The following is a 19268-nucleotide window of genomic DNA, read 5'->3' on the forward strand; positions in this document are numbered from 1 at the left end:
CACGGAGCGATTGTACAATCTATGCGATCATCCTGCGGCTTTTCGAGACGGACTACCCTTTCCAATCCTTCAGCGCGGCGAAGGGGCTGCCCGAGCGATCCGGCGGCGGCGGATTGAGAATCGGCTCGACCTGGGCGATCGCGTCGGCGAGCGAGAAGGCCGAGCCGGCGGGCAGCTTGCCGCCGGCGGCGTCCTTGTGGCCGCCGCCGCGGAACTTGCGCGCGGCATCCAGGGCGGTCTCGTCGTTCGAACGGAACGACAGGGAGCCCGTGCGCTGGACGTTGCACACCCGCTTGGCGCCGCCGCGATCCATGATCAGGTCCGAGACGCGCTGGAAGGTGCCCGAATCGAGGCCGAACGAGAGCAGGGTCCCGTCCGAGAGCGGGCGGAACAGCACGTCCGAGCGCGCGAGCACGCGGGCGATCCGCATCCGCGTGGTCAGGTTGCGGTCGTCGTCGGCCTCCCCATCGAGGAGCCGATCGAGGACCTGCCGGCGCAGCGCGGCGACCCGGGTCTCGATCTCGGCGGGCGCCAGGCCTTCGTCGATCAGCCCCGAGACCGCGCGGAGCAGCGCCACGACGAAGCGGTCGTGCCAGGGGTGGCCGACCGGCACGAGGTTGCCGACGTTGTCCCAGAACACCTCGTCGAGCATCAGCCCGCCGGCGAAGGTCGGGCGCTCCTTCTTCCACAGGTCGAGGGCGTCCACAGCCTCGACCAGGGCGGTGAGATCCTCGCCGTCGCGCGTTGCGTAGAGGCTGCGGTTGGCGTGCGCCATCCGCGTGGCGCAGCAGGTCTCGTCGATCAGGACGACGACGTCCGGGTCGTCGAGCTCGAAGCGCTTCGGCGAGGCCGCCTCGTCCACCGGCTCGACCCCGTGCTGGCGCAGCTGGTCGATCGACGAGGCGTGATGGTCGAGGACGATCAGGCGGTGGCGGGCATCCTCGCCCCGCTTGCGGTTCATCGCGACGAAGCTCTTGAGGAACTTCACCGCCACCGGCTCGAGCCCGAGATCGGTCATGATCAGCGTCTCGGAGGCTTCCGCCTTCGACAGGCGCTTCAGCTCCTCCTCGACCACCGGGCCGACATCGGAGTAGCGGGGCACGTGGACGATCCGCGCGACGTCGACGTGGTTGCCGACGATCGCCACGGCGCCGTAGCCGTCGAGGTCGTGATGGGTGATCTGGGTGACGGTCACGGGGCGGTCCTCGGGAGCGATCTCGCCGCCTTATGCGGCACGGCGCGGCCCGGGGCGAGCCCTGCCGGGGCGTGCCTCAATGATACGGGTCGGCGGCGTCCCGAAGCCCGTCGCCGAGGAAGTTGAACGCCAGCACCGTCACCAGCACGGGCACCACCGGCAGCAGCAGCCAGGGGTAGAGCTGCACCGCCGAGAGGTTCTGGGCGTCGTTGAGCAGCACGCCCCAGCTCGTCACCGGCGGCCGAAGGCCGAGGCCGAGGAACGACAAGGCGGTCTCGCCCAGGATCATCGTCGGGATCGAGAGCGTCGCCGAGGCGATCAGGTGGCTCATGAAGTTCGGGATCAGGTGCCGGCCGATGACGCGGGCGGGCGAGGCGCCCATCAGCTCCGCCGCCTGCACGAAATCCTCCTCGCGCAGCGCCAGCAGCTTGCCGCGCACGGCGCGCGCGAGGCCCGGCCAATCGAGCAGCCCGAGGATGATGGTGATGCCGAAGAACACCCAGAGCGGGCTCCAGCTTGGCGGCAGCGCCGCCGACAGGGCGAGCCAGAGCGGGAGCTCGGGCAGCGAGCGCACCACCTCGATCAGCCGCTGCACCGCCGCGTCGACGAAGCCGCCGAAGTAGCCGGCGATGCCGCCGAGCAGGAGCCCGAGCGCGAACGAGATCGCGACGCCGACGAGGCCGATCACCAGCGAGACCCGCGCGCCGTAGATCATGCGCGAGAGCAGGTCGCGGCCGAGCCGGTCGGTACCCAGCAGATAGAGCGTCCCGCCCTCGGACGGGCAGACGAGGTGAAGGTCGCCCCGGCCGAGCTCGAGATGGGTGTAGGCGTCGCCGCGGCAGAAGAAGCGCAGCGGCTGCGGCGTGGCGGCGTCGGTGACGTAGCCGCGGCGGAAGGTCTCCATGTCGAGCTCGGCCCGGTACGGATAGACGAACGGCCCGACGAACCGCCCCTCGTGGAACAGGTGCACCGCTTGCGGCGGCGCGAACAGGTAGTCGCCGTTGCGCTTCGCCTGCTCGTAGGGGGCCAGGAACTCGACGAAGGGCACGGCGGCGTAGAGCGCCAGGAGCACGAGCGCCGAGGCGACGGCGATGCGGTGGCCGAGGAACTTCCGGAAGATCAGCCGCCAAGCCGAGGCGTAGGCCGTGCCGGAATCACGTCCGCCGCCGGCCTCCGGATCGAACGGCGCCGGGTCGACGAAGTGAGGTGCCACGGGTGCCGTCTCGGGCACCATCAGCGTGCCCCCATGCGGATGCGCGGATCGAGCCAGACCAGGATGAGGTCCGAGATCAGCATGCCGACGAGCGTCAGCAGCGCGACGAACATCAGGATGAAGCCGGCCATGAACTGGTCCTGGCTCTTCAGCGCGTCGAGCAGCAGCGGGCCGACGGTCGGCAGGCTCAGCACCAGCGAGACGAGCACCGATCCGGAGACGAGGTGCGGCAGCAGGTTGCCGATGTCGGCGACGAACGGGTTCAGCGACATCCGGAACGGATACTTGAGCAGCGCCCGCAGCGGCGGCAGGCCCTTGGCCCGCGCGGTCACGGTGTAGGGCTTCGCGAGCTCGTCGAGCAGGTTCGCCCGCATCCGCCGGATCATCGCCGCCGTGCCGCCGAGCCCGATCACGAGCGTCGGCACGGCGAGGTGGGCCAGCAGCGACTGGACCTTCGGCCAGTCCCAGGGCTTGCCGGTGAAGGATGCGTCGTAGAGGCCGCCGATCGACAGGCCGAACCAGATGTTGGCGTAGAACAGTAGGATCAGCGCCAGCAGGAACCCGGGCACGGCGAGGCCGACATAGCCGAGCACGGTGACGACCGCGTCGCCCGCGGTATGGCGATGCGTCGCCGAGTAGATCGCGATCGGGATCGCGACCAAATGGACGAAGACCAGGGCCGCGAGGTTGACCACCAGCGTCAGCCAGAGCGCATCGCCCACCACCTCGGAAACGGGGCGATCGTACTCGAACGACCAGCCCCAATCGCCCTGCAGCAGCCCGGAGAAGCCCGCCGGGCCGGGCATCAGCCCGATCCAGATCAGGTACTGCTCGTAGACCGGCCGGTCGAGGCCGTATTGCCGGATCAGCAGCTCGGCCTTGGCGACCGAGGCCGCCTCGCCCATGGAGCGCAGCTCCATAATCCGGTTCGTCAGGAAGTCGCCCGGCGGCAGCTTGATGATTGCGAAGACGAGGGCGGAGATCACCAGCAGCGTCACCGCCATGGTGAGGACGCGGCGCAGCACGGCGATCGTCATAGCGGGGCCTGGCGTTCGGCCGGGCGGTCCCAGAACATCTCGTCGAGGCGCTGGACGCCGATCATCGCGGTCGGCTCGAAGGCGTACAGCGCCTTGGCCGGCAGGTTGGCGAGATGGCTTGCCGCGACCACCGGCTGCAGCGCGCCCCCGACCGTGCCGATGACCCAGGTGTTCTCGGCGTGGTTCATCAGCATCTCGCGCCAGATCGCCGCCTGCCTGCCCGCGTCGTCGGTGTCGCGCCACTGGCGGTCGAGGTCGATCAGGCGGCGGACGGCCTCGACGTCGCACGCCTCGCCGCTCGCCCCGTGCGTCTCGACGTGAAGGCTCCAGCGCGGCCAGGAATAATGGTCGCTCTGCGCCGGGCTCAGCTCGGTCGGCGGCATGATCGCCGTCGGCACCGCGAGGTCGAGCCCCTGCGCCGCCACCATCACCGTCATCCCGGCCACCGAGCGACGGCGCAGGTTCGTGCGCTCCTGCGGCTTGACCACGAGCTTGATCCCGACCTCGCGCCAGAACTCGCCGATCAGCAGCAGCCCGTCGAGCACCATGGAGACCTCGCCGTCGCTCTCGACGACGAGCTCGAGCAGCCGGCCGTCCGGCATCAGGCGGATGCCGGAGGGGTCGCGCTGGTCGAGGCCGGCGGCGTCGAGCAGTCTTTCGGCCGCCGCCGGATCGTAGCCCGCATGCAGCGTGCGCATCTCGGGCGCGTAGAGCGGGCTCTCGGGGATCAGCGTGTCGTTGCCCTCGGTGCCGAGGCCGAACAGCAGGGTGTTGTTGAGGGTGCGGCGATCGATGGCGAGCGACAGCGCGTGGCGCCAGCGCACGTCGCGGTTGAGGGCGCGCCAGCCGGGATCGAGGGTCGTCAGGTTCGGGTAGAGCGCGATCTCGGAGCCGCGCGCGAGCGGCCACAGGTTGGTGCGGTAGCCGTGCGCGCGCTCGCCCTCCTTGAGGCTCGGGATGTCGGCCATCGTCAGGCCGCGGAACATCAGGTCGGCCTCGCCGGCATTGGTCTTGGCGACGAGCAGCCCGCTCGAGGCGACGTCCATGACGATGCGGTCGAGATAGGGGAGCTGCGTGCCGGCCGTGTCGATGCGGTGGTAGTAGGGGTTGCGCTCGAACACGAAGCGCGTCGCCGGCGCGCGGGTGCGGGGCCGCCACCCCTGCAGGGTCGGGGCGTCGGGATTGTTCAGCTCGTAGTTGTCGTCCATCCGGTTGTGCAGCGCCGCCCAGCCGCGGAGCTTCTGCGCCTTGGCCGCGGCCTCGGCCTTCTCGCGCCCGACGTATCGCGGATGGACCGGCTTCAGGTAATGCGCCGGGCGGTAGATCAGCGGGTCGCGCGGCGCGGCGAGGGCCGGCAGGAAGCGCGGGTTCGGCCGATCCCAGGTGAAGCGCACGGTGACCGGATCGACGATCTCGACGGTCGGCGGCTTGCCGTCGACCAGCAGGAAATCGGGCGGGCCGCCGGGGCTCAGATCCCTGTCGTTGGCGACGTCCTCCCAGTAGTAGCGGAAATCCTCCGTGGTGAAGGGCTCGCCGTCGGACCAGCGATGGCCCTTGCGCAGGGTGAAGGTGAAGCGCCCGCCCTCGACCGCGACAGCCGCCAGCACGTCGGGCTTCAACACGAGGTCCGCATCGTAGCCGACGAGGCGTGTGTAGCCGTAGACCGAGAGGTAGCGCACGTCCCGCGCCTTGGCGATCAGGGTGCGGATCGTCCCGCCGCTGGTGCCGAGCTTGCGCGCGGCGGCGGCGGGATCGACGACGAGCGGGGTTTCGGGCTGCCCCGTCCGAGGGGTATCCGCGCGGGCGAAACGTGGAGCGGCGAAAACCGTCGAGGCAGTCGCGACGCCGATCAACAATGCACGGCGCGAAATCCCGGCATCCGATGGGCGCGCCGCCTCGGCGCGCGTCTCCCTCCCCCCCTTGCGGGAGAGGGTACCCTGCGCAGCAGGGGGGGAGGGGGAGCCCGCGCTTTCGTCGTTCCGAAGCCCGATCAAGCGGCTATTCCTCGCTTCGGCGGATGCAGCGCCACGTAGGTCAGCCGGGCCGGCGAGTAGCCGGTGGCGCGGTGCAGGTCGTCGAAGGCGTGCGCGTGGGCGATGCCGGCTGCGGCCTCGCGGGCGAGCGGGTCGTCGGCCGGCTGCTCGAAGCTGCGGCCGTTGCGCTGCCAGCGGATCGGCTCGGCCCTGACGCGCCGAGCCTCGTCGCGCCCAGCCTCGTCACGCAAGGTCTCGATCATCGCGATGGTGGGATGCGCCGGGCCGCCATGGGCATGGATGCGATGGCCGGCGGCGTCGTCGTCGAACAGAAGGCGGGTGAGGCCCAGGCGCCTCGCCTCGATCACCCGCCGCCCCTGCGAGACGTGGTCGTCGAAGAACGCGACCGTCGTCGCCGCATCGAGCTGCGACCAGTCGGCCGTCGACCAGTCGGCGGTGCTGTAATGCGCTTCCGGGTCGCGATAATGCAGGTTCGACAGGTCCGGGTCGTGGCAATGGATCGTCGCGTCCGGGCAGGCCTGCCGGATCACCCAGGTGGTGAGCCCGCGGAAGACCCCGGACTCGATGACCGTGGCCGGCGCCAGCGCGCGCATCGCCACGTAGAGCTGGAGCGCGCCGTTGAAGCCGCTGCCGCCGCGGCGCTGGCGCACCGGCGCCGTCGGGATCAGCGTCCAGAACCGCCGCACCGCCGCGGGCACGTCGAGGCCGGTCGCGATGCCCGACGCGGCGAGGTCGCGCTGCAGGCTGTCGGCCGCGGAGCCGAGCAACTGGTCGACCTCGCGCGGCGAGGTCGGGCGGTGCGACCAGTCGGGGGCGGCGGGCACGAGGTCGTAGCCGAGCCGGTCGAAGAACGGCGCGAGCACGCTGCGGCGGAGCCGTTCCAGCGTGCGGGAGGGGCGGGGCGTGCTCATGCGGCCCGCCGCGCATCGGCCGCGCCGTGGCGGACGTGGTAGCCCGGCTCGATCTCGACCATATGGCCGGCCTCGTCGGGCGCCAGCCGGTAGGGCTCCGGCCAGCGGCCCGGGTCGGAATGGTCGCCGGTGACCGCCGAGAAATCGAGCGGGTGGTCGAGGCTCGGGTCGGGCACCGCGGCGAGCAGCGCGCGGGTATAGGGATGGACCGGGTTGCGGAACAGGGCGGCCTTCGGGGCCTGCCCCACGATCCGCCCCCGGCACATCACCGCGATGGTATCCGCCATGTAGTCGATCACCGCGAGGTTGTGGGAGACGATGAGGTAGGTCAGGCCGAGCGCGGCCTGCAAGTCCTTCAGCAGGTTCAGGATCTGGGCCTGCACCGAGACGTCGAGCGCCGAGACGGGCTCGTCGAGCACCAGCACCTTCGGATCGAGGGCGAGCGCCCGGGCGATGCCGATGCGCTGGCGCTGGCCGCCGGAGAAGGCGTGCGGATAGCGCCCGAGCGCGCCGGCTTCGAGGCCGACCATCGCCATCAGCGCCTCGACCCGAGCCCGGCGCTCGCGCCCGCCGATCCCGTGGATCTCCATCGGCTCGGTGAGGATCTGGCGCACGGTCATCCGCGGATCGAGCGAGGCGTAGGGGTCCTGGAACACGAACTGCACGGCGCGGCGGTAGGCGAACAGGTCGGCGCCGGCGAGGGCGTGGACGTCGCGCGGGCCGGTGCCGTCGTCGAACAGCACGCGGCCGGCATCGGGCGCGAGCGCGCGCATCACCATCTTCGACACGGTGGTCTTGCCCGAGCCGGATTCGCCGACGAGGCCGAGCGTCCTGCCGGGCACGAGGTCGAGCGACACGTCGGAGACCGCCCGCACGACCCGCGGCGGCCCGCCGAACCGCCCCGAGCGCAGGGTGAAGACCTTCGAGATCCCTTCGACGCGCAGGATCGGCCCGTCGATCGCCGCCGGCCTGCGCGCCGGCGGGATCACCGCCTTGGCCGGGCGGATCGGCGTCAAGCGCTCGCCCGGCGCCATGTCGAAGCGCGGCACGGCGTGGAGCAGCGCCTTGAGGTAGGGGTGGCCGGGGTCGCGCATCACCGCGCCGCGCGGGCCGGACTCGACGAGGCGGCCGCGATAGAGCACCGCCACGTCGTGGGCGACGTTGGCGACGACGCCGAGGTCGTGGGTGATCAGCAGGATCGCCATGCCGGTCTCGTCCTGCAGCCGGGTCAGCAGCGCTAGGATCTGGGCCTGGGTCGTCACGTCGAGGGCCGTCGTCGGCTCGTCGGCGACGAGCATGGCGGGCTTGAGGATCAGCGCCATCGCGATCATCGCCCGCTGGCGCAGGCCGCCGGAGAGCTCGAACGGATAGGTGTGCAGCGCCCGCGCCGGATCGGGGAAGCCGACGCGGGCGAATGCGTCCCTGGCCTGCGCGTCGGCCTCGGCCCGGGTGGCGTTGCCATGGATGCGCAGCGCCTCGCCGACCTGGTCGCCGATGGTGTGGAGCGGCGACAGGCAGGTCATCGGCTCCTGGAAGATCATCGCGATGCCGGCACCGCGGATCGCGCGCATCGCCGGGCCGTCGGGGGGCAGCGCCGCGATGTCGGTCGCCCCGCGGCCGGTGTCGAACAGGATGCGGCCGGCGCTGATCGTGGCCACCCGGGGCAGGATGCGCAGGATCGCCTGTGCGGTCACCGACTTGCCCGAGCCGGATTCGCCGACGAGCGCCAGGGTCCGCCCGCGCATCACGTCGAGCGACAGGCCGTGCAGGGCGCGGAACGGCGCACCGTGTCCGCCAAAATCGACCTGCAGGTTCTGGATGGACAGGAGCGGGCTCAAGCGATCCTCGCAGGCGCGTCGGCCGGGCAAGTCCACCACGCCGGCACCGCCCCGTCCACCGCCGGCGGCCGGAACAGATGCCGCGGGTCGGAGAGCGTCACCGCCGGATGCCGGAACAGGATCGCGAACAGGGCGCCGAGGAAGTCCCAGATCGCTTCGTCGTGGGCGAGGTGGTGGGTGAGCAGCCCGACCGGCCGATCGTTTCCCTCCGCGATGGTCCGGCACAGGGTGTCGATCAGCCGTGCGGGATCGACGAGCGAGCGCGTGCCGCGCCAGTCGATCGGGTCGATCGCGACATCGGCCCGCATCAGGCCGGGCACCGCCGCTCCGGGCACCGACGACAGCCCGCGATAGCCCAGCGCCGGAAGGGCGGCGGCGATTTCGGGGGCGAGGCGGTTCCACGGCGGCACGAACACCGGCAGGAGCCGGTCCGCCGGAAGCCGCGCGCGGGCGACGCGCAGGCCCTCCGCGGCGTCCGCGATCGCGAGCGGCAGGGGCCGGTCGGCGCCGAACTCTGACGGTTTGTTGCCGGGTGCGGCGTGATCGGTGTGGGCCAGCCCGTGCACGGCGAGGCTGACGCGTGGCGCGTCGGCGAGACGCTCGCTGAGGGACGGCTCGATGCCTGCCGGGATCGCCGCGACGAGCAGCGGGGACGCGAAGGTGTCCGAGAGGTCGAGCAGGCGGTCCAGGGCGGGCGTCGCGGCGACGGCATCGTCGTCCCGCCACCAGATCGGCACGCGGCGGCCGCGCGCGCCGGACTCGTCGAGGACGGCGCGCAGGCGGTCGAGCGGGGTCTTCTCCGCACGGGCGCTCCGTTTCTTCGCGGCGAGGAGCGTTTCAACGATGGCGACCGTGCGCCGTGCGCCGTCGAGCGCGATGCCGTGGTCTACCGGGATCGGCGCTCCGGCTGCAGACGCGATGGCGTCGAGCAGCGTCGCCGCGGAAAGTGCGTCCTCGGGCACGATCCGGGCCAGGCCGCGGGCGGCGAGGTGCTGGGCACGCAGGCTCTGCTCGGTCTCGGCGCCTGCCGCGAACGGCACCAGCACGGCGGGCGTCCGGGTGGCGAGGAGATCCACCGCGGTGTTGTAGCCGCAGGCGCTCACCGACACCGCAGCCCGCGCCAGAAGCGCGCGATAATTCGGCTGCGCCCGCGTCAGGACGCCGTCGGCCAGCTTCGCGCGCATGGCATCGATCTCGGCCTGCGCGATGCCGTGGCCGGCAAGGATGCGCCAGCCGAGGTCCGGCCTCCGCCGCGCCGCGTCCGCGGCGGCGCGGCAGAGGCCGAGCCCGGCCGCGCTCGACCCGGCCGAGACCAGGACGCCCGCGCGGGCATCCGCATCCTCGATCGGCGCCGCGTCCTCGTCGACGTAGCCGGTGTATCGCAGCTTGGCGCGCAGATCCTCGTCCACCGGCCAGGAGGCGTCGAGGGCAACGAGATCGGGGTCGCCGTGCACCAGCACCGCGTCGTAGATCCCGGCCACGCGCGCATGCGCGATGCGGATCTTCCGCGGCTTCTCCGGCGCGACGAGCACGTCGCGGATCGAGGCGAGGATCAGCGGTCGCGGGCGCCGCTCGGATGCCGCCTCGACGAGGTCGAGGAATTCGGCTTCGAGCGCTCGGCGGCCGAACGGGAACAGCTCGGTGATCACCACGTCCGGAGCCGTCTCGGCCAGCGCCTGCCGAAGCAGCGCCCGGCGTGCCGCGAGCAGGTCGGCGCCGGCCGCGTGCCCGTCCGCGCCAAGAAGCCGCGCGAAGGCGGTGCCGACGATGTGCAGCGGCGGCAGTTGCACGAGGCGCAGGCCGTCGAGCCGCACCATCGGCGCAGGGCCGCCGCCCGAGACCAGGGTCACCGCATGGCCCGAGGCGGCGAAGGCGCGGCCGATCGCGGCGGCGCGGGTCAAGTGACCGGCGCCGAGGAGATGCGTGACCGCGATCAGCACCCGCATGCGCAGGCCTCCGCTCGCTCGGGCACCGATGCGGGACGCGGCGGCGCGATTCCCGCCGAGGCGGCGAGCCGCCCGCCGATCAGGTCGATGCCGGCATCGAGCGAGAAATCCCGCAGCAGGCGCGCGCGGGCGGCGTCCGCGAAGCTCCGGCGCCGCACCGGATCGCCGGCGAGCCGCAGGATCGCCGCGGACAACGCCGCGGGATCGCCCGGCGCGACCAGGCATCCCTCGACGCCGTCGGTGACGAATTCCGGCGTGCCCGCGAAGGCGGTCGCGAGGATCGGCAGCCCCTGCGAGGCGGCCTCCATCAGCACGTTGGGCAGGCCGTCGCGGTCGCCGGACGGCGCAGGCTTGGTCGGCAGCACGAAAAGGTCGGCCGCCCGCATCGCCGCGATCACCGCCGGTTGAGCCAGGGCGCCCCGGAAGGCGACGCGGCCGCCGAGCCCGCGCTCCGCGACGCGGGCTTTCAGGTCCTCCCGAAGCTCGCCGCCGCCGATCAGGTCGAGGCGCCAATGCAGGTCCGGCGGAAGGGCCGCGAGCGCGTCGATCAGGTCGTCGTGCCCCTTCTTGGCGACGAGCCGGCCGACGCTGAGGATCCGAATCGGATCCTGCGCATCCGTGCCGTCGCGCGGCGGCCGGAGGGGCGGCGCCGGAAAGCGGGCGAGATCGAGGCCGTGATAGGCCAGCGCGACGGAGCCGGCTTCCGCTGCCGCCCGACCCGCCGACACCGCCCGCAGGCGGCCGAGGCCGTCGCGGGTGCAGGTCACCCCCCAGGCCGCGTCGGAGAGCTTGTCGGACAGCTCGCGGTCCGGCGTCGTCCAGATATCCTTGGCGTGCGCGGAAAAGCTCCAGCTTCGCTCCGTCAGGAGCGCGGCGTAGCGCGCGACGCTGGCCGGCGTGTGGAGGAAATGCGCGTGCAGGTGCCGGACCGCCTCGGGCAGCTCCCGCGCCAGCACCAGAGCCTGCCCGAGGCGGCGGATGCGCGAAGCAGTCGGGTCGTGGAGAAGGTCCGTGGCGAATTGCCGGGCCAGCGCGACGAAGCGCCGGCGGCGGAGGCCCCAGGCCAGCCCGCGCAGCACCCGCAGGGGCGCCTCGTGCAGGTATTCGGGGAGGTAGGCCACCGGCGCCGCGATCGCGTCGTGCATCGGATGGCGGCTCGCGTCGGTCGGGCGGCGCAGCGACCAGATCGCCAGCGCGAGGCCGCGGCCCTCGAGCGCCAGGATCTCCTGCGCGATGAAGGTCTCCGACAATCGCGGATAGCCCTTCAGCACGATCGCGATGCGCGCCTCACTCACGGCCTGTCACCGAGGGCGAGGACGGGTGCGCCAGCGTTCAGCACGCGGACGCGCTCGGCGATCCGGTCGAGGCCGCCGAGCAGGTCGGGAATCCGCGCGCGCGACGGAGGCGCCTGGTCCGGCAGGGCCCGGAGCGCCGCCGCCATGCGCATGGGGTCGCGCCCGTCCGCCTCCAGCACGGTGCGGGCGAGGCCGAGGCCTTCGGCGGCCACCGCGCGGATCTCCTGCTCGCGCCGCGGCGTGGTGCGCGGCACCAGAAGCGCTCGCTTGTCGAAGGACAGGATCTCGCAGAACGTGTTGTAGCCGCCCATCGCCACGACGCCCGACGCCTTCTCCATCAGGAGCTCGATCTCGCTGTCGAAGGTGATCGCGGAGAGCCGGCCCGGCAGCCGCGCGATCCGGCCCAGGAACGCCGCCCGGCTCTTCGAGGCGAGGAAGGGTCCGAAGGCGATCAGCGCGGGAAGCGGGATCGCGGGATCGGCCTCGTAGGCCGAGATCACCCAGTCGATCAGCCCGTCGCCGTCGCCGCCGCCGCCGGGGGTGACCAGGATGAACGGCTCGGCCGCGACGCCGGGCTCGGCCCGGTCCGGTCGGGGGCGCGGCGCGGCGCGGTGGAGATAGCCGGTGTAGGTCGTCCGGTCCGAGAATTCCGCACCCACGGGAAGCGCGGCCAGCGGCCGGTGGATGCGCGCGAGGCCGTAGATCCAGATCTCGTCGTAGAACCGGCGGACCGCCTCCGAAGCGCCCTTGCGCTCCCATTCCGGCACGAGGCGGTCGGGGTCGTCGAGGACGTCGCGCAGGCCCAGCACCACACGGCAGCCGCGGGCGCGCAGGTGCTCCAGCGTCGGCAGCATCTCGCCGTGGAAGCCCGTCGGCTCCTTGTCGACGATCACGAGGTTCGGCCGGAAGTCGCGGGCGGTGCGCAGGACGATGTCGGCGCGCCGGGCGACCGTCTCCTGCAGCGACGCCTGCGGGTCGAGCCCGGCATAGCTGCCGTCGGCGCGCTTGGTCACGCCGGGCACGCGCACGGAGGAGACGCCGCGGGCGAAGGCGAAGCGGGCGACCACCGTCGAGCCGGAGACGATCATCGCCTCGACCTCGCCGGTGCCGGCCAGTGCGTTCGCGATGGTGCGCGAGCGGCGCAGGTGCCCGAGCCCGAACGTGTCGTGGCTGTAGATCAGGACGCGGCTCGGGCGCATCACGGTCTCATCCTCGAACGCCCCCTCGCGCCGCCGCCATCCGCGCCCCGGCACGCGCAGCGCGTGCAGGCGCAGCGTCGCAGCCGGTCTGCGGTCGCACAAGCCGGGCCGCCGTGACAATGCCTCGCGTGGGGCGACCCCGCATTCCGGAGTGACGGAGGCCCGAGGCTGTGAGTCCGCGCACGCTCGGGCTTCGCCTTTTCGTTGCACGATGACATGCGTGTGACGTGCGGGCTCGCGAGAGGGTATGGGAGCCGGAACGGGGGCCGGGGACGGGCGATGCGGGATCTGGAGCCGACGCTGTTCGGCTATATCTGGCGACATTCGAAGCGCGACCAGTTCGCGATCTGCGCCGTCGTGCTCGCATCGCTGCCGTTCTACTTCGCCTCGCTCGACCTGCCGAAGCGCATCGTCAACGACGCCATCTCCGGCAAGGCGTTCAAGGGCGGGCGCGAGACCGTCGACTTCCTCGACCTCATCATCCACTGGCCCGGCTGGCTCGGCGGCGAGCAGGAGGTGCTGTTCTCCGGCTTCGAGGTCGACCGCACCGGGCTGCTGTTCGGGCTCTCCGGGCTGTTCCTCACCCTCGTGCTGATCAACGGCGCGTTCAAGTTCTGGATCAACCTCAGCAAGGGCGTGCTCGGCGAGCGCATGCTGCGGCGCCTGCGCTTCGAGCTGTTCTCGCTGATGCTCCGCTTCACCCCGGACACGACGCGCGAGGTGAAGTCGTCGGAGACGGCGACCATCATCCGCGACGAGGTCGAGCCGATCGGCGCCTTCATCGGCGACGCGATCGTGGTGCCGTGCTTCCTCGGCACGCAGGCGGCGACCGCGCTGATCTTCATCCTGATGCAGAACCTGTGGCTCGGGCTCGTCGCCGGCTCGATCGTCCTCGTGCAGATCGTTGTGATCCCGCGCCTGCGCCGCGAGATCATCCGCTTGAGCCGGAAGCGCCAGATCGCGTCGCGGAGCTTCGCCGGCCGGGTCGGCGAGGTGCTGGACGGGCTCGAGGCGGTCACCGTCAATGACACCGGGCGTTGGGAGCGTGCCGAGATCGGCGGGCGGCTGTTCAGCCTCTACGACCTGCGCCTGCGGATCTACCGGCGCAAGTTCCTGGTGAAGTACCTGAACAACCTGCTCGCGCAGGTGACGCCCTTCCTCTTCTACGCGATCGGCGGCCTGTTCGCGCTGCGCGGCGAGCTCGACATCGGCCAGCTCGTGGCCGTGCTGGCCGCCTATCGCGATCTGCCGCCGCCGCTCAAGGAGCTGATCGACTGGGACCAGCAGCGCCTTGACGTCGAGGTGAAGTACGAGACCGTCGCCGCCCACTTCGCGCCGCACCGGCTGCGGCCGTCCGAGCCGGAGGGCCAGGGCCTGGTCCGGCCCCTCGGCGGCCCGCTCGAGCTGGACGGCGTCAGCCTCAAGGATCCCCTCGGCGGCCCGGCGCTCGAGCTCGGGGCCGTCAGTCTGCCGATGCCGGTGCAGGCCGCGATCCTCGCCTCCGCGGGCGGCCTCGGCCACGTGGTCGCGCGGCTCGTCGCCGGGCTGCAGGCGCCGCAGGGCGGAACGGTGCGGATCGGCGGCGCGGACGTCGCCACGCTGCCGCAGGCCCGCCGGGCCCGCGCGCTCGCCTATGCCGGGCCGGAGCCGGTTCTGTTTCCCGGCACGATCCGCGACAACCTCGCCTACGGCCTGCGCCGGCGCCCGGTGATCCGCGACGACGCCGGCAGCCCGGAGCGTGCACGGCGCCGGCGCGCGGAGGCGCGGCGGACCGGAAACCCGGTCGAGGATGCGAGCGATCCCTGGATCGACTACGCCGCCCTGGGCCTGGCGGACGCCGCCGCCCTCGACGCGCAGATGCTCGACCTGCTGCAGCGCCTCGGGATGGGCGACGACCTCTACCGCTTCGGCCTCAGCGCCTACAGCTTGGTGCACCACGAGTCCGAGCCCGGGCGTCGGGTCGTCGCCGCGCGCCGGCACCTGCAGCAGCACTTCGCGGCCGCGGGCATGGCCGACCTCGTGATCCCGTTCGATCCGCGCCGCTACAACGAGCAGGCGACGATCGCGGAGAACCTCCTGTTCGGCGTGCCGACCGTTCCGGAACTGACCGGGCGCAACCTCGCGTCCGAACCGCGCTTCCGCGCTGCGCTCGACAAGCTGTTCCTGCTCGACGACCTCGCCCGGATGGGCGTGGCGATCGCCCGGAACCTGGTCGACATCTTCCGCGACGTGCCACCGGGCCATCCGCTGTTCCGCAGGTTTTCGCTGATCGCGCCGGACGAGCTGCCGGTCTTCGAGCAGCGGCTCTCGGCCCTCGGTGCCGACGAGGCGCCGCCGGCGGCCGACAACGAGGCGTTCCTCGCCCTCGCCCTGGCCTACGTCGAGCCGCGCCAGCGGCTCGGCCTCCTCGATGCGCCTTATCGGGCGCGGCTGGTGGCGGCGCGCTACACGGTCCGCGAGGCGCTTCGACGGGAGGACGGCACCGAGGACGTCGAGCCCTACGATCCCGAGCGAATCAACCGGCACAGCTCGATCCTCGATGCGCTGCTCTTCGGGCGGATCAACACCGCGCGGATGCACGGCGAAGCCGAGATCCAACGCCAGGTCCGCCTCGTCGTGCAGGAGTTCGACCTGGAACGCCGCATCCGCCTGCGCGGGCTGGATTTCCCCGTCGGCAACCGCGGCCGCCTGCTCACCCCGCGCCAGCAGGCGCTCGTCGACCTCGCCCGCGCGATCCTGCGGCGGCCGGAGATCCTGGTGGTCGACGGAACGATCCCGCATCTCGACGGCGGCGCATCGGCCCTGATCGCGGCCGTCACCAGCGGCGGGCCGCAGATCAGCCTCGTCGCGGTCGCGGCGACGGAAGCCGAGGCGGCGCCGTTCCCGGTTCGTCTGCGCTTCGACACGACCGGTTCGGTCCGCGTCGAGACCGCGCCGGAGCCGGAGGTCTCGGTGCCGACCGCGCGTTCGGCCTGAGGCGGCGCGTGAAACGCCGGCTTTCTGCCTGGAATTTCCGTGTTGGAAACCGATTCTGCACTGTCGTCTCGACAAAATGCCGAAGAAGCGTCATGGAATACGGTACGCGTCCGCGCGTTCCTGTCCAAATCCAAGAGAATCATACGCCGCATGTTGCGCAGCCGTGTGCGACGGTCCTTTACCGTCGAGGTCAAGTCGAAGAACCGCCACTCCCTGTCCTGGCCGGATGATCCTACCCCGGCGCCCCTGAACTGGGCCGCGCTCGATCCGGCGCCCGAGACGCCGTCGCCGTTCGATACGGTCTGGCCCGACCAGGCCGCCGCCCCCGCGCCGCCGGTGCCGGCGGAGAAGCCTCGGCGAATCCTGCAGAGCCTGATGGTGGCGGAGCCCGAGCCCGAGGTGGCCGAACCCGTGATCGAGCGCGAGCTTCGGCTTCCGCGCGTGAAGCGGGTGAAGCCTCCGCAGATGCGGTCCGAAAGCCCGCGCTCCGAAGCCGGCCGTTCGGATCAGGCACGATCCGAAATGGTGCGCCCCGATGCGATCTGGTCGTTCGCCGACATCGCGGACGCGTCCTCGGAGCCGGCCGTCGCTGCCCCGGCGATCCCGGCTCCGCCGGTGACCGCCGTCGCTCCGGTCGCCGCAGCGCCTGTCGTGATGCGCAGGCCGACGAAGTCGCGATCGACCGAACCCGCCCTCGCGCCGGGCCAGCGCTGGAAGCGGCGCCTGCCGCGCTCCTGCCGCTAGCCGACGTTCGTGCGAGCCGGGCGCCGGCTCGCCCCCTGCGACGGCACCCGTCGCACGAACGTCCTGTGATCCGGGGATCCTGGTCGCAGCCAGGCGCGGGGCGTCAGGCCGCCCGGCGCACGGCGTAGCGATAGCGGCGCCCCTCCGCGTCGAGCAGCTCGCTGTCGGAGGTCTCGCGCCAGACCACGTCGTCCTCGGGCCGCGCCGCATCGGTCAGCTCGGTGCCGCGCACGATGCTGAGCGCGATGCCGAAACCGTAATTGGTCGCCGTCGCCTCGGTGATGGCCGAGCCGATGTCGGCCTCGTCCGGCAGGCAGGCGAACAGGACGCCGTCGGCGATGGCGAGCGTGTAGGTTCCCATGGCGCGCTCCGCGGTTTTCGAAGCGCCGGACCGTATGAGCTCTTTCCGGCCGTGGAAGGGCGAGGGGTGGGATGCTGCAATGCGGCGGGCGGCGGTTGCCCGCGGGAGCCGCATCGATCCCCCGAACGCAGGTGCGGAATGTCACGCCGCCGGCTTCGGCCGCGCACGCGATCGTGTAGACCGTCGTCGCCCGACCCCATGATCGCCGAACGCCGCGCACGCCCATGACGGACCCGCTTCTCGACCGGCTCACCGACATCCTCGGACCCGACGGCCTCGTCGTCGGCGACGAGCTCGCGAGCCGACCCGCGAGCTGGACCCGTGCCGACGAGCCTTGCGCCGCGGCCGCGCTCGTCCGCCCCCGCAGCACCGAGCACGTCTCGGCGGTGCTCGCCGCCTGCCACGCGGCGGGGCGCGCCGTCGTCCCGCGCGGCGGCGCCACCGGCCTCGTCGACGGCATCCTCTGCGCGCCCGGGGACATCGCCCTGTCGCTCGAGCGCATGACCGGGATCGAGGCGCTCGATCCCTTGGCGATGACGATGGTGGTCCGCACCGGCACCACGCTCGAGGCGGTGCAGGCAGCAGCGGAAGTGGCGGACCTGTTCTTTCCCCTCGATCTCGGAGCCCGCGGCTCGGCGACGATCGGCGGCACGATCAGCACCAATGCCGGCGGCCTGCGGGTGCTGCGCTACGGGATGATGCGCGAGATGGTGCTCGGCCTCGAAGCGGTGCTCGCCGACGGCACGATCGTCTCGTCGATGCGGCCGCTGATCAAGAACAACACCGGGCTCGACTTGAAGCAGCTCTTCGTCGGCACGGAGGGGACGCTCGGCGTCGTCACCCGCGCGGTGCTGCGCCTGCGCCCGGCGCCGGCCGGCTACGCCACCGCGCTCGTCGCCTGCGCCGACGTGAACGCCGCCGCCGCCATTCTCGCCCGCGCGCAGCGGGCGTTCCAGGGCCGGGTGTCGTCCTTCGAGGGCATGTGGCCCGACTTCTACCGGACGATGACCGCGCCCGGCCGCTTCACCCCGCCGCTCCCCCGGGAGCACCCGTACTACGCGCTGATCGAGGTCGAGTGCGTGCCCGAGGAGGAACCGCGCTTCTTGAGCCTGCTCGAGACCCTGATGGCCGAGGCGGTCGTGCACGATGCCGTGGTCTCGGCGTCCGAGGAGCGGCGCCGCGCACTGTGGCGCATCCGCGACCGCGTCGAGATCCTGGTCGAGGCCGGGCTCGCCCGCCCGTTCGACGTCAGCGTCCCGCTTTCGGCCATGGCCGGCTACGTCGCCGAGGCGCGCGCGCGGATCGCCGCGATCCACCCGGACGCGGCCAGCGTCGCCTACGGGCATATCGGCGACAACAACATCCACTGGAACACCGCGCGCCTGCCGGACCCCGCCCTCGAAGCAGAGGTCGAGGCGGCGATTTACGAGCCGCTCGCCGCGCTTCAAGGCTCGGTCTCGGCCGAGCACGGCATCGGGCTGGAGAAGCGCGGCAAGCTCGGGCTCTCGCGCTCGACCGCCGAGATCGCGACGATGCGCGCGGTCAAGCGCGCGCTCGACCCGAGGAACATCCTCAATCCCGGCAAGATTCTCGCGAACCCCGCCGGGTGACGGGCCTCAGAACCCGACGCGGTCGCCGCCCTTCAGCGACAGCATCTCGCGGGCATCGTCCGGCGTCGCGACCTCGAGCCCCAGCCCTTCGATGATCCGGCGGACTTGGGCGACCTGCTCGGCGTTCGACTGCGCGAGCCGGCCCGGGCCTGCCCAGAGGCTGTCCTCGAGCCCGACGCGGACGTTGCCGCCCATCGCCGCCGCCATCGCCGCGATGTTCATCTGATTGCGCCCGGCGCCTAGCACCGACCAGCGGTACTGGTCACCGAACAGCCGATCGGCGGTACGCTTCATGTGCATCACGTCGTCCGGGTGCGAGCCGATGCCGCCCTGCAACCCGAACACGGTCTGGATGAACAGCGGCGCCTTCACCAGGCCGCGGTCGAAGAAGTATTTGAGATTGTAGAGGTGGGCGGTGTCGTAGCACTCGAACTCGAATCGTGTGTCGTTGCCGGCGCAGGTGGTGAGGATGTGCTCGATCTGCCCGAACGAGTTGCGGAAGATGATGTCCTTGTTGGCCAGATACGTCCGCTCCCATTCGTGCTCGAGATCCTTGAAGCGGTCGAGCATCCCGAACAGGCCGAAGTTCATCGAGCCGAGGTTGAGCGAGGCGACCTCCGGCTTGAAGGTCGCGGCCGGGCGCACGCGCTCCTCGATGGTCATCGTCGGCGCGCCGCCGGTGGTGATGTTCACCACGCAGCTCGAGCGCTGCTTGATGACGGGCAGGAACTTGGCGAAGGCCTCCGGCGTCTGGTCGGGCTCGCCGGTTTGCGGGTTGCGGGCGTGCAGGTGGACGATGGCCGCGCCTGCCTCCGCCGCGCCGATTGCGGCGTCGGCGATCTCCTCCGGCGTCACCGGCAGGTAGGGCGACATGCTCGGCGTATGGATCGCGCCGGTGACGGCGCAGGTGATGATGACTTTTCGCGCGCGCGCCATGGCAGCGTCCGTC

The 19268-nt window shown here is 71.9% G+C and carries 14 protein-coding genes; 3 read left to right on the plus strand and 11 right to left on the minus strand.

All coding sequences use genetic code 11. The annotated features are described in order from the left end of the window. Positions 1-52 precede the first annotated feature (52 nt). From MKK68_RS14700 to MKK68_RS14740, 9 genes are all read right to left on the minus strand, one after another. Positions 53-1195, minus strand: coding sequence for a dimethylmenaquinone methyltransferase (locus tag MKK68_RS14700; RefSeq protein WP_243951147.1), 1143 nt, complete (start codon positions 1193-1195; stop codon positions 53-55). Between the two features lie 76 nt (positions 1196-1271). Then, entirely contained in the window at positions 1272-2429 is a 1158-nt protein-coding gene (locus MKK68_RS14705) for an ABC transporter permease (RefSeq protein WP_279605351.1), read from the minus strand. Beyond that, on the minus strand, positions 2429-3445 hold the full coding sequence (locus MKK68_RS14710; protein WP_244030896.1) for an ABC transporter permease: 1017 nt from the start codon (positions 3443-3445) through the stop codon (positions 2429-2431). Before MKK68_RS14710 ends, MKK68_RS14705 begins: the two co-directional genes overlap by 1 nt. Next, on the minus strand, positions 3442-5298 hold the full coding sequence (locus tag MKK68_RS14715; RefSeq protein ID WP_244030898.1) for an ABC transporter substrate-binding protein: 1857 nt from the start codon (positions 5296-5298) through the stop codon (positions 3442-3444). The genes MKK68_RS14710 and MKK68_RS14715 overlap by 4 nt, the downstream gene beginning before the upstream one ends. 137 nt (positions 5299-5435) lie before the next feature. Next, positions 5436-6350: a hypothetical protein gene (locus tag MKK68_RS14720; protein ID WP_244030900.1), complete on the minus strand. Its 915-nt coding sequence runs from the start codon at positions 6348-6350 to the stop codon at positions 5436-5438. Further along, the gene (locus tag MKK68_RS14725; RefSeq protein ID WP_244030901.1) at positions 6347-8188 is read right to left on the minus strand and encodes an ABC transporter ATP-binding protein; all 1842 of its coding nucleotides are present in this window, start codon (positions 8186-8188) and stop codon (positions 6347-6349) included. Before MKK68_RS14725 ends, MKK68_RS14720 begins: the two co-directional genes overlap by 4 nt. Then, positions 8185-10134: a glycosyltransferase gene (locus tag MKK68_RS14730; RefSeq protein WP_244030904.1), complete on the minus strand. Its 1950-nt coding sequence runs from the start codon at positions 10132-10134 to the stop codon at positions 8185-8187. Before MKK68_RS14730 ends, MKK68_RS14725 begins: the two co-directional genes overlap by 4 nt. Then, positions 10122-11429 (minus strand): glycosyltransferase family 4 protein, encoded by a 1308-nt coding sequence (locus MKK68_RS14735; RefSeq protein ID WP_244030906.1) that lies wholly within the window; start codon positions 11427-11429, stop codon positions 10122-10124. Before MKK68_RS14735 ends, MKK68_RS14730 begins: the two co-directional genes overlap by 13 nt. Further along, complete coding sequence (locus tag MKK68_RS14740) at positions 11426-12730, minus strand: glycosyltransferase family protein (RefSeq protein WP_313899230.1); 1305 nt, start codon at positions 12728-12730, stop codon at positions 11426-11428. The genes MKK68_RS14735 and MKK68_RS14740 overlap by 4 nt, the downstream gene beginning before the upstream one ends. 177 nt (positions 12731-12907) lie before the next feature. Between MKK68_RS14740 and MKK68_RS14745 the strand changes: the two genes are divergently transcribed. Next, positions 12908-15604, plus strand: coding sequence for an ABC transporter ATP-binding protein (locus MKK68_RS14745; protein WP_244030908.1), 2697 nt, complete (start codon positions 12908-12910; stop codon positions 15602-15604). Between the two features lie 42 nt (positions 15605-15646). Further along, complete coding sequence (locus MKK68_RS14750) at positions 15647-16348, plus strand: hypothetical protein (protein WP_244030910.1); 702 nt, start codon at positions 15647-15649, stop codon at positions 16346-16348. Between the two features lie 103 nt (positions 16349-16451). Here MKK68_RS14750 and MKK68_RS14755 read toward each other — a convergent pair whose 3' ends face one another. Continuing rightward, a complete protein-coding gene (locus tag MKK68_RS14755) occupies positions 16452-16709 on the minus strand; it encodes a hypothetical protein (protein ID WP_147729370.1) in 258 nt (85 codons plus the stop codon). Between the two features lie 224 nt (positions 16710-16933). On the opposite strand from MKK68_RS14755, the gene MKK68_RS14760 reads away from it, so the two are divergent. Beyond that, entirely contained in the window at positions 16934-18319 is a 1386-nt protein-coding gene (locus tag MKK68_RS14760; protein WP_244030912.1) for an FAD-binding oxidoreductase, read from the plus strand. A 6-nt stretch (positions 18320-18325) separates the two neighbouring features. Here MKK68_RS14760 and MKK68_RS14765 read toward each other — a convergent pair whose 3' ends face one another. Further along, positions 18326-19255, minus strand: coding sequence for a 3-keto-5-aminohexanoate cleavage protein (locus MKK68_RS14765; protein ID WP_243984786.1), 930 nt, complete (start codon positions 19253-19255; stop codon positions 18326-18328). Positions 19256-19268 lie beyond the last annotated feature (13 nt).

The sequence above is a fragment of the Methylobacterium sp. E-016 genome (genome assembly GCF_022829745.1).
GTDB lineage: Bacteria > Pseudomonadota > Alphaproteobacteria > Rhizobiales > Beijerinckiaceae > Methylobacterium.

Bases quoted from the DNA above. Each gene is read 5' to 3' on its own strand.
- MKK68_RS14760 (WP_244030912.1), top strand. From the start codon at position 16,934: ATGACGGACCCGCTTCTCGACCGGCTCACCGACATCCTCGGACCCGAC.
- MKK68_RS14755 (WP_147729370.1), bottom strand. From the start codon at position 16,709: ATGGGAACCTACACGCTCGCCATCGCCGACGGCGTCCTGTTCGCCTGC.
- MKK68_RS14765 (WP_243984786.1), bottom strand. From the start codon at position 19,255: ATGGCGCGCGCGCGAAAAGTCATCATCACCTGCGCCGTCACCGGCGCG.
- MKK68_RS14720 (WP_244030900.1), bottom strand. From the start codon at position 6,350: ATGAGCACGCCCCGCCCCTCCCGCACGCTGGAACGGCTCCGCCGCAGC.
- MKK68_RS14710 (WP_244030896.1), bottom strand. From the start codon at position 3,445: ATGACGATCGCCGTGCTGCGCCGCGTCCTCACCATGGCGGTGACGCTG.
- MKK68_RS14730 (WP_244030904.1), bottom strand. From the start codon at position 10,134: ATGCGGGTGCTGATCGCGGTCACGCATCTCCTCGGCGCCGGTCACTTG.
- MKK68_RS14745 (WP_244030908.1), top strand. From the start codon at position 12,908: ATGCGGGATCTGGAGCCGACGCTGTTCGGCTATATCTGGCGACATTCG.
- MKK68_RS14705 (WP_279605351.1), bottom strand. From the start codon at position 2,429: ATGGTGCCCGAGACGGCACCCGTGGCACCTCACTTCGTCGACCCGGCG.